Genomic DNA, 10,654 nt, shown 5'->3' on the forward strand with positions numbered 1-10,654 from the left:
CCCAGGGGGCGGGGGCACGCGACCCGGCTTGGGGGGAGGATGGCTCTACAGGGTGCCGAACGTGTCGTAGCGGATGTGGTCCGGCGGGACGTCGTCGGCGGCGAGCGCCCGCAGGGTCGCCCGGACCATGGCGGCCGAGCCGGAGACGTAACAGTCGTGCGTGGTCCAGGGGCCGTACCGGGTGACCACCTCGGAGACGTCGCCGAGTTCCCCGGCGAAGTCCGGGTCGGCGCTGCACGCCGGCGTCACCGACAGCCAGGGATACGCCGTCACCAGCTCCTGGAGGCCGGCCAGCCCGTACAGCTCGTCCGGGTGGCCGGCGCCGTAGAAGACGTGCACCCAGCGGGTGCGGTTGACCCGGGTCAGCTCCTCCACCAGCGCCTTGATCGGGGCCAGCCCCACCCCGCCGGCCACGCAGAGGATGTCCCGGGTGGAGTTCGGGTCCAGCGTCATCGAGCCCATCGGCGCGGCCAGCCGCAGCAGGTCACCCGGCCTGGTCCGGCGCACCAGCGCACCGGACACCCAACCGGCGGCCCCGGCCGGCGTACGGACGTGGAACTCCAGCACGTTCTCCTCGTTCGGGGCGTTCGCCACCGAGTACGTCCGCCACGTACGCGGCAGGTAGCGGGGCACCTCCACGCTGACGTACTGGCCGGCCTGCCAGCTCAGCGGCGCCTGGAGCGCCCGTACGGTCAGCACCGCGGTGTCCGGGCCGTGCCGTTCGTGCGTCAGCACCTCCGCGTGCCAGAACGGCGGGTTCCCGTCGGCCTCCGCACCGGCGAGCATCCGCTCACTGATGCTCGCGTACGCGTCCCGCCACGCCTGGTCGTACTCCAGGCTCCAACCGTCCCCGGCGACGGTGCGCAGGCCGTCCAGCAGCGCGACGCCCAGCGTGGCGTAGTGGTCCGCCGTGACGTGGTACTTCCGGTGGTCCCGGCCCAGCCCGCGCAGGTACTCGTCGAACGCCTCCGGGTCGTCCGCCGTCTGGGCGGCCGTCACGATCGCCTCCAGCAGTCGGTCGCGCTGCCCGCTCATCTGCACCGGGAAGAGCTTGCGCAGCTCCGGGTCGAGCAGGAACATCCGGGCGTAGAAGTGGCCGCAGAGCCGCTCCCCGTGCTCCTCGACCAGGGCCCAGCTCTCCTTCAACAGCCGCGCGACGTTCTCCACAGGGGCACGCTCCTTCTCCGGACGGGCGGATCGGCCCGGATAGAATGTCCACGGAGCGTGCCTGCCGGTCGCACACAATGTGCGACCGGCTCATTTGCCCGGCGAAGTGGTTTCATGGTCCGGTGACGGTTGACGAGCCGGCCCGGCCGGTCTCCCGCCGGGTGCTGGGCACCGAGACGCTGCTCGTGCTCGGCCTCTCCCTCGGCCAGTCGGCCGTGTACGCGCTGGTCTCGCTGATCGCGAAGCTGACCGCGTCGGGCGGGTTGTCCAAGCAGACCGCCGCGCTGAACACGTCCACCTCGGCCCGGCCGTACCTCGACCTCACGTACCAACTGCTCGGGATCGTCTTCGCGCTGCTGCCGGTGCTGCTCGCCGTACACCTGCTGGCGCGTGACCCCGGCGACCCGGCGCGGACGCTCGGCGTCGACCTGACCCGCCCCGGTGCGGACCTGGCCCGGGGCGCGGGCCTGGCCGCGCTCATCGGCCTGCCCGGGCTGGCGCTGTTCTGGGCGGCGGCCCAGCTCGGGGTGAACGCCACGCTGGTCCCGGCCGCGCTGCCGGACCTGTGGTGGGCGGTGCCGGTGCTGATCCTCGCCGCCGTGCAGAACGCCGTGCTGGAGGAGGTGATCGTGGTCGGCTACCTGATCACCCGGCTGCGGCAGCTCACCTGGCGACTCGGCGCGGTCGTCGCCACAAGCGCCGTGCTGCGCGGCTCCTACCACCTCTACCAGGGCTTCGGCGCGTTCCTCGGCAACGCGGTGATGGGCGTGATCTTCGGACTGTTCTACCTGCGCACCCGCCGGGTGGCCCCGCTGATCGTCGCGCACACGCTGCTCGACGTGGTCGCCTTCGTCGGCTACGCGCTGCTGCCGAGATCCTGGTTCGACTGGCTCTGACCAGCGCGCCGGTACCGGGCGACCGCCCGGGCGGCGACCCGCTCCGCCGCGGCCGTACCGCCGATCGCCGCCGCCAGCACCGCCGCGCCCGGCAACAACCGCGCCGCCAGTCGCAACCCGAGCCAGCCGCCCGCCTGCGCCGCCACCGGCGTGGCCAGCCGCCAGGCCGCCTCGGCGGTCCGGCCCCACGGCCCGTCCGCCGGGACGTCCGCCGCCCGGGCCGCCGCCAGCGCCGCCCGCGCGGCCCCGTCGTCCGGGTGCACCGACGTCAGCACCAGCAGCTCGGCCGCACGGTCCGGATGCGCCGGGTCCCGCCCGTACGCGGCCGCCACGTGCAGCACCAGGTTCGCCTGCGTCCACAGCACCGCGGCCAGCTCCGCGACCGGCGCGAACACCCCGGCCCCCGCCGCCAGCGCACCACCCGTACCGGCCATCCGGACGAACCGCCGGGTCGCCAGCCGGGCCACCCCGTCCGCGTCCGCCGCCGGATAGGCCGACCGGACCTGCTCCACCCAACTCCGGGCCCGCAGCCCGAGCGCGTCCACCGCGGCCAGGGCCAGCAGCTCCGGCGCGAACCCGGGGTGGTCGCGCAGGCGCGGCCCCACCGCCTGCCAGCCCGCCACCGGGGTACGCGTGTCCGCCGCGTCCGGTGCGCCGGCCGCTTCCGGGCCTGACCGGTGCCGTCCGGCCGGTTCCTTGTCGCTCCGCCTCCGCTCGGGCCGCTCGGATGCGGTCGGCTCGGATGCAGTCGGCTCGGATGCGGTCGGCTGGTGCTCGATCGGCTCGGATGTGGCCGGCTGGTGCTCGGCGGGCCCGGGCGGAGCCGGCTCGGGTGCGGTCGGCTCGTGCTCGGCCCGCTCGTGCTCGGTCCGTTCGGGTCGGCCCGCGTCGGGGCCGGGACCGCTCGGGCCCACGAGCAGTTCGGCCGGTCGTTCGGCCGTGGCGCCGGTGCGCTTGCGCACGGCGGGACGTGTCTTCGGCTGGTCGCCGGCTGGCGCGTCCGGCCCAGGCTCGGTCGGCGCCGGCGTGGTGGCGCGCTTCGTGGGGCTGGTCTTCGCCGCCGGGGCGGTCTTCGTGCTCCGTCGGGCCCGAACCGGCCGTGGGGCGGCCCCGGCCGCGTCCACCGCCGTGTCGGGCGTGCCCGAGGAGGACTGGTCCGCCCGGCCCGGCGCGGTGAACTCCGGTGCGACGGTCGTCTTCCGGGTCGTGGCGGGCGCCTTCCGAGCGGTCGGTGCGGTCTTCTTCTCGGCCTTCTCGGCCGGGGCACGACGCGCCCGCTTCGGGGCCGCCTTGCCCACGGAAGTGGCGGTGGTGGGCGGCGTGTCGTCCGGACCCCCTTCGGCCGGTTCCGGCGCACGCACCGCCACGTCGGATACCGGCGTCGGGTCGGCCGTCCCGGGTGCGGTGGGGAGATCGGTCGTGGCCGGGCCAGCTGTCGGCGTACCCGAATCGGTGGTCTCCGGTGCGGCCGGTTCGCCGGCCGACGGCCCCGGACCGGTCGTGGCCGGCTCGGCGGCCGGTCGCGGACGCGGGGCCGGCGGGACGTCGGCGGCCGGCGTCGGTGGCTGGAAGAGGACGATCGGCGCGGCCCCGCGCGCCCGCCTTCGGGGCGGCGTGTCGTTCGTCTCGTCCCCCGCGTCCGTCGACGGCGGTTCCGGGGTCGGCGGCGGGCTGAAGGTCGGTCGGGGGGAGCGGCTCCGCCGGGCCTTGGCGGGGGGCTCGCGACGGGGCGGATCGCTCGGCGGCTGCTCCTGCATATCGATGGAGCGTAGTCGGGGACGTGACCTGGCACACGGCGACGACGCGGCGGGTTCGGCGGGGTGCCGGTATCCGCTTTGCCCCCGACGGGTGTGGACCTGTATTCTCGGGCGCGGTGACCTCCGGGCCACCGAGGAGACTTCGCCTAGTCTGGTCTATGGCGCCGCACTGCTAATGCGGTTGGGGTTTTAAAGCCCCTCCCGGGTTCGAATCCCGGAGTCTCCGCGCGAAAGCCGGTTGTGTAGACTGGCCAAGCACCAGGCGCCCGTAGCTCAATGGATAGAGCATCTGACTACGGATCAGAAGGTTAGGGGTTCGAGTCCCTTCGGGCGCACAAGATCATGAAGGGTCTGACCTGCCGGAACGGCGGTCAGGCCCTTCGTTTTGTCTGTCCCTTGTGGTCGGTTGGGTGCTCGGTGGGTGCTCGTGCGACGAGCGTCCCTCGCGTCCGGTCCCGTCCGGTGAGCGGCAGCAGCGTCCGCCGGGTCTTGATCATGACTGGCTAAGCCGCGCGCATGGCCCCGCTGATGCCGCCGCTGCGGCGGTCCGCCGCAGCCGCACATTTGATGCCCGTGCTGCAACCCGGTGCCCGCCCCGTCGAGGGGGCCGGTCCAGACGTCGAAGCCGCCGCCGCAGGCCCGGATGTGCGACCCGGTCCGGCCCGCGTTCACCCGCGCGGCGACCGAAACACCGAGCGCGGGGAAAGACGAGCACGTGCAAGGCAGTGAGGTCGCCGAGATTCATCAGCGGGCCGCCGCCGCGAAGGGGGCCTCGATGCCCGCGTGGCCGAGCTCTAACTAGCTGTACCGCCCAGGAACGCGATCACCCCGCCGGCCGTGCCGTAGGAGCCGAAGTTGGCTCTACATACAAGCGGAAGCCGAAAGACACGATCGCCACGGCGAGCAGGGTGCCGATGCCGCCCACAGTCAGCCACCGGAACCGTGGCGGCTGCACGGTCGGCGCGAGCCGACCCAACATCGCCAGCATCCGGGCGGGATACTTTTGCCGTGGTAGATGAGCCGATCGAGCTGCCGACCCGCGGTCACACGCATCGGGCCGAGGAGGACGGCGTCATTGAGGCGCACAGGGTGATCCACCGGCAGCTGCGATGGATCTTCCGAGAGCAGCGCGACGACGACTATGGTGTCGACGCGCACATCGAGGTCGTGTCCGACAACGATCAGGTTACCGGTAAGAATATCGGCGCGCAGATTAAGAGCGGTTCATCCTACTTCAAGGCGGTTCCGGGCGGCTGGATGTTCACGAAGGGCCGCCGTAAGCATTACAACTATTGGCTTGGGCACAGCCTGCCGATCGTCGTGATCCTTCACCATCCGGAGACCGACAAGCTTTACTGGCAGGTCGTTGATCAGGACACCGCGACGGAGACCGGCAAGGGATTCAAGGTTTTCGTGCCGGAGACGAACTTGCTGGACGTGTCCGCCAAAGCCGCGCTGGAAGACATCGCCCGGCGTTTGGGGCCCGCCGCGCTGCAGGTGTACGACCAGTCGCTCAATGTCCTGCCGTGGCCGACGGTCCGCGCACTGAATAAGGCCGAGCAGGTCGACCGCACGGCCGCAGCCCGGCTCGCGCAAATCCTGGCTGAAGGCAGGGGGCAGCCTCGCTTCGCCACCCGGCAGGTGCTCGGCGCGCAACCGAGCTGGCTGATCAGCAGTAGCGCCGCCCCTGAACTATGGTCAGCAACCGCTGGCTACGCGAACGCACACGAGCACTACGATTTGGCAGCGGAAGCCTTTGAACGCGCTGCCGATGCCGGCGGTCCGCAATCCGCCCGTTGGCGTGCCCTGGCCGGCCTGACACTGATCAGCGCCGAGCGCCGCGATGAGGCCCATCCGATCCTCGAGACGGCGAAAAGCGCCGGCGCGACATTGCTCGCGGATTTCGGACTGGCCGTTCTCAACGTGCCGGCCGACCGAGCACCACAGGTCGAGATACCTCCGTCGATCCGCGACGCCACCGATGCACAGATCGACGCCGAACCCATCATCGTGAACTTCCTTGCCGAGAATCGGCTCCGCGCTGGCGACCTTGACGGCGCCATAGCTCTCATCCGACGCGCTGTCGACGGGCAGGACGACCGAGAAACCGGCATGCGGCTCCGGCTGGCCGAGTTGCTCCGCCGGCGGATCCAGGAACGCGCAGGCTTCGGCGGCCCTGACAGCGTCGAAGCACGCCGACATACCCAGATAGCCCAGCAGCAGATGCGCCGTTGGGCGGGACCAAGCCAGAATGCTCTGGCAGAGACCTTGGACCTGGAGATCATCGACGGCGACCTGTCGACCGTCGTGCAACTCGCGCTACCCGCAGCCGCTGGCGGATCAGCCACCGACCGCGAGGCCGCAGTACCGGAAATCGCCTATCGCGGCGCGATGGCGGCCCTCGCCCGCCAACGCAGCGATGCGTTACCGCTCTTCCGACAGGTCTTACAGGGAACCCCATACCTGGACCATCTGACTGCTCAGGAACTCGACGAGAACGACGCCAGCCTCGACGAGCGAATCCAAGCATGGCGACATGCGTTGGCGACTGCCGACGACGATCGCGGGCGGGCCACGTGCATCCTGCGCCTCGTGGACCTCGGCGTCTGGCCTATCCCCGAAGCCGACGATCTACTCGCCCGATCGATCGCCCCGCAGTGGACCTACGATCTCGCCGAGGCCGTTGCTCGCGCCGCGAACGGCGACCTCGGCGGAGCTCTACCCGTTCTGCGGCTCTTGGCCAAGGACTACATCCTCGCCGCTCTGCGCCTAGTCATGCTGCTCGAACAGCGTGACGGCAGCGCCGCTGCCATGCGCGAGTGGCAGCAGCAGTACAGGCGATGGGCGGACGTCGCGCTCGCCGACGTCTTGCCCGAAGCCGCCTGGACCGACGATGGCACCCTGTCCGTAGTCGACGATTTCCTTGCTGACTCACGTCTGTCCGGCGACAGCCGCATGCGTCTACGTCGTAAACGCGTCCATCAGCTTCGCCGCAAGAACGACTGGGCGCGGGTCATCCGGGTAAGCCGAGCCGGACTGGACGAACGCTCTGACAACTACCTAGCCTGGAGCCTGGTTATCGCTCTGAACCAGGTCAACGACGTCCCGGCCGCACGCGATGCCCTCACCCACCACCAGCCGACGCCAGAAACCGAGCAAGAAGCCCGGCTCTGGGCTCAGCTGCACCTCGGTCTCGACCTCACCGACGCCGACGCCGAAACCGCAGTCGAGCTCGCCGAACAGTTCCTCACCATTCCGGCGCTCGCGGAAGGCATCACGTCACTCTTGCTGCGCGAGCAGCATCGCCGCCAACGCGATGACATACCACCCTGGCCGCAGCCACTCAGTGACCGACTCGCCACGCTCATCGTCACTGTGTACAGCGGCAGGAGCCCCGAGACCGCCGCCGAGGACAGGGTCAAGAGCCTCCTCGGCCAGAGCGACTTTCAGATCCTGGAGACGATCCGTCACCGGGTACAGCAAGGCCGTGAGCCGTTAACCACGCTCGCGTCCAAGACCCGCGTCCCCTACGGCAAGGTGCTGCTGATGCGCACCGCGGGCATGACCTTGGCCGCCGACGCCGAACCCGCAATCGCTCGCGTCGGCGACACCGCCGCCCGCGCGGCCCTCCATTGCGGCGAAGCCGTCGTCGATCTCTCCGCGCTGTACCTGCATCAGCTACTCGGCCGCGACGGCGAGCTCCTGCACGGACGCTTTTCGCAGTTTTACATCACTAGTAGCACGGCTCGGGATGCGGTACGCACCCGCGACAGCGTCTGGGACACCACCGCTTCCAGCGTCGTGTTCGGGATACGCGACGGTCAACTCTGCCGCGAAACCATCCCTGCCGCCACTCGCGCGACGCTCCGCGCCCTAGCGACCCGGCTCGAGCGCACCACCACACAACTGCACCAACACGACATCTACCCGAGCCAAGACCCCGCTCGCGACGCCATCGAACTCGCCCAGCGCCTCGGCCTACCCCTCTACGCCGATGACGTCGCCCAACGCCAACTCGGTCGCGCACGTGGCATCCCAGCCTTCGGCACCACCAACCTCATCACCGTCTGCGGCTACTCCGACAGCCAGGTGAGCACGCTCGTCCACCAGCTCGCGGCTGCACTCGTCGTCGACCTGCCACTCGACGCCAACGCACTCGCACAGATCGAGACCGACGGAAAGTGGCACGGACCCGGACTCGTCAACCTCAGCCGCAGCCAATGGTGGACGCGGCCCGACAGCATCAACACGTGGCGGTCCATCACCGTCCACGCTAGAAGAGTGTCCGAAGACAACCTCACCCTTGTCACGAAGTTCGCCCTGCAAGGCGCCCTCCAAGATCTCCCGGCAGGGCAGCGCACCCAGCGCTACCAACAAATCCTCGTCGCGGCGCTCGATGCCCTGCACGAGAGCGGCCTACCCGCGCCCGACACCTACCTCGATGACCTCACCACTGCGACAGCGGGCGACATCGCCCCAGAGCAGCGCTTCATATTCCGTGCCTTGATCGAGGCCCTGCGCCAACGGGGGGTGGTCGACCCAGAGATCGAAGCGATCACGATGCTGCCGCAGCTTGCGAATAATGCCCAGACGTGGCAGTAATGGGGACGCGCGTTTCACCAGCCGCTATGAGGTCGGCTCCCGTCCATGCCTGGGTGGCCACCGAAGGCACCTCGGAAGTCCGTTCGGCCACCACCTCCCCATCGACATTTATCAACCCCGTCGGTAGGGTCTTCGGTGGGAAAGTTTCGCCGTGCGGGAGGTGGGCATGCCCCGACGAAAGCGCGTGAGGGCCGCCGCGTTGGCCATCGGAGCGACATCGATCGCCCTGGGCGCCACGCCGGCCCAGGCCGACCCGGTGGTGCCGCGGCACGCCATCGTGATCTGCCAGAGCGCCAGCTTCTACGCCAACTACGACTCCGCCGGCGGTCCGACCGGCCTGAAGCGGACCCTGGCTTACGGCAACAAGATCGGCCACACGCCGGGGGCGCACCCGGTCTACAACGGGTGGGCGGCTTCCTTCGACTTCGGCCCCAACGACTGGGGCTACCTGCGCGCCGAGTGCATCGGTGGGTACGACTCGTGGTGAGCCGACGTAGCACCCGGGTGACCGCCGGCCTGCTGGTCGCAGTCGTCGCCGCGACACTCGCGATGCCGACCCCGGCGCAGGCCGCCAACGGCACGATCGGGGAGCGGGAAACGGTGTGCGCGAGTGACCTGTTCGTCCGCACTCAGCCCGTCGGCGCCTGGATGGGCACCCTCTATCAGGGTCAGACGTTCCTGGTCGAGGGTCCCCGCAGCGGCGGCTACGTCTACGGGTTTGCCTACGGTCACATCAACCGGCGCGGCTGGGTGCAGGACGGCTGGTTCTGCTGACCGGGCCTGCCAGCGGGACAGGGAGCGTCCTGATCGGGCGGTGAGCGATCACCGTCACTGGCGATGCGACCTGATGATCCTCACAATCCGGCCTTTGAAGCAGATTCATCGGGCCACGAGTGGCCGTGCCGGTTGGACGGACACGGTCGAGGGGTCTGTGTTCCGCCTGCCGGGAAGCGGCCACCCAGGGCCGCTTCTTCCCTGCGGCGCCGGGCACCAGCCGCTCGACTGGCGCAGGGCACTTAGGGTTCGGGTACCCGACTTCGCTAGGGAACCGCCTTGTGTGTGGAACTAGCTACCACCACTACTTCGCCGAAGCAGGAATCGTGATGTGCCGTAGCCTCACCAAGCGGCGGAGTGCCATGCGGCGCATCGCCGCCGCCGTCACCGTCGTCATCCTCGGTGCCATGCTGAATCCGGGCACCGCTCGGGCAAGCACCGGTCTAAGCGACGGCGACGTGCAGATCGCCCGGACCGCCCAGGACTTCAGCTACCGCACCTACAACCGGCACTGGTCGGTCGTCGCGGTCCAGCCGGCCGCGACCGCCGACTGGGACCTCGCCCTGCGCGACAGCTCCGGCACGACCGTGGCGAGCAGCCTGTACGGTGCCGGTCAGACCGACTTCGTCGCGGTCGACTCCAACGTCGGACGCCGCCCGTTCGGCTCCTACACGGCGACGGTGACCCAGTACACGCCCGGCGTCTACTGGGTCCAGCAGCACACCGGCACCGACACGATCACCATCCCCGCCGTCACCCACCACGGCGTCAGCGGCCCGAGCGACCCGGACCTGGCATTCGTCAGCCTCGCCGACACCGAAGTCGTCTCGATCGCCGACATCCACCTGAGCGCCGGTGAGCAGTTCTGGGCCAACACGACCACCGCCGGGTCCACGCTGTTCCTGATCGAGAGCGACCTGGCGGTCCCGACCACCTTCGCCCAGGGCCGGGCCACCGCGACCGCACGCCAGCACACCCAGGTGCTCGACGGCTGCACGCTCTACACCGCACAGCGCACCGGCTGGCACGCGCTCGTCATGATCGGCGACCGGGCGCCGACGACGCACACCCCACCCCAGGGCACGGCATACGCCCTGCACCGGGTCGACCCCAGCACCCCGAACAACTGCCCGCAACGCAACTTCCCCGCCCCGACCCCTTGAGACAACTTTCGCCGTGTCTGTCGGCCTGGTCGTATAACGGGAGAACGAGCTAACGGGTGAACGAACGCCCGACGCCTCGAAGCTCCTCAACATCGACGAGGGCTGGTAGCTGTACAGCCATCGGTACAGCCAAGCCGACCGATGGACGCCGTCCGACGGCTACGGAAGCCAACATGATGAGCAGTTCAACGGCAGTTTCCGGGTCTGCTGCACCGATAGGTGACAGTTTCAGTCACGCGGCCTGACTGGCCGGTGGGGTCATGATGGTCTCGTACTCGATAGGGGTCAACCGGGA

General features: G+C 69.9%; 7 protein-coding genes and 2 tRNA genes. 7 read left to right on the top strand and 2 right to left on the bottom strand.

All coding sequences use genetic code 11. The features are described from left to right. Positions 1 to 45 precede the first annotated feature (45 nt). On the bottom strand, positions 46 to 1,167 hold the full coding sequence (locus tag ACZ6O5_RS27355) for a globin domain-containing protein (RefSeq protein ID WP_465980604.1): 1,122 nt from the start codon (positions 1,165 to 1,167) through the stop codon (positions 46 to 48). A 122-nt stretch (positions 1,168 to 1,289) separates the two neighbouring features. On the opposite strand from ACZ6O5_RS27355, the gene ACZ6O5_RS27360 reads away from it, so the two are divergent. Continuing rightward, positions 1,290 to 2,063 carry a CPBP family intramembrane glutamic endopeptidase gene (locus ACZ6O5_RS27360; protein ID WP_281934165.1) on the top strand — a complete coding sequence of 258 codons (774 nt, stop codon included), beginning with the start codon at positions 1,290 to 1,292 and terminating at the stop codon, positions 2,061 to 2,063. Here ACZ6O5_RS27360 and ACZ6O5_RS27365 read toward each other — a convergent pair. Further along, positions 2,024 to 3,361, bottom strand: a complete 1,338-nt coding sequence (locus ACZ6O5_RS27365; RefSeq protein WP_465980607.1) for a hypothetical protein — start codon at positions 3,359 to 3,361, stop codon at positions 2,024 to 2,026. The genes ACZ6O5_RS27360 and ACZ6O5_RS27365 overlap by 40 nt on opposite strands. Before the next feature lie 594 nt (positions 3,362 to 3,955). On the opposite strand from ACZ6O5_RS27365, the gene ACZ6O5_RS27370 reads away from it, so the two are divergent. From ACZ6O5_RS27370 to ACZ6O5_RS27395, 6 genes are all read left to right on the top strand, one after another. Then, positions 3,956 to 4,046 (top strand) — tRNA-Ser (locus tag ACZ6O5_RS27370). 36 nt (positions 4,047 to 4,082) lie between these two features. Next, positions 4,083 to 4,155 (top strand) — tRNA-Arg (locus tag ACZ6O5_RS27375). A gap of 673 nt (positions 4,156 to 4,828) precedes the next feature. Next, positions 4,829 to 8,422, top strand: a complete 3,594-nt coding sequence (locus ACZ6O5_RS27380; protein ID WP_465980609.1) for a DUF4365 domain-containing protein — start codon at positions 4,829 to 4,831, stop codon at positions 8,420 to 8,422. 166 nt (positions 8,423 to 8,588) lie between these two features. Beyond that, a complete protein-coding gene (locus ACZ6O5_RS27385) occupies positions 8,589 to 8,909 on the top strand; it encodes a hypothetical protein (RefSeq protein WP_465980611.1) in 321 nt (106 codons plus the stop codon). Further along, on the top strand, positions 8,906 to 9,196 hold the full coding sequence (locus tag ACZ6O5_RS27390) for a hypothetical protein (RefSeq protein ID WP_343444482.1): 291 nt from the start codon (positions 8,906 to 8,908) through the stop codon (positions 9,194 to 9,196). The genes ACZ6O5_RS27385 and ACZ6O5_RS27390 overlap by 4 nt, the downstream gene beginning before the upstream one ends. Before the next feature lie 362 nt (positions 9,197 to 9,558). Beyond that, a complete protein-coding gene (locus ACZ6O5_RS27395) occupies positions 9,559 to 10,359 on the top strand; it encodes a hypothetical protein (RefSeq protein ID WP_465980613.1) in 801 nt (266 codons plus the stop codon). The last annotated feature ends 295 nt before the right edge of the window (positions 10,360 to 10,654 follow it).

The organism is Micromonospora sp. NPDC049201 (assembly GCF_055586805.1).

What these genes read in the sequence shown, in the direction of transcription:
- ACZ6O5_RS27385 (WP_465980611.1), top strand. Translation starts at nt 8,589, where the DNA reads ATGCCCCGACGAAAGCGCGTGAGGGCCGCCGCGTTGGCCATCGGAGCG.
- ACZ6O5_RS27395 (WP_465980613.1), top strand. Translation starts at nt 9,559, where the DNA reads ATGCGGCGCATCGCCGCCGCCGTCACCGTCGTCATCCTCGGTGCCATG.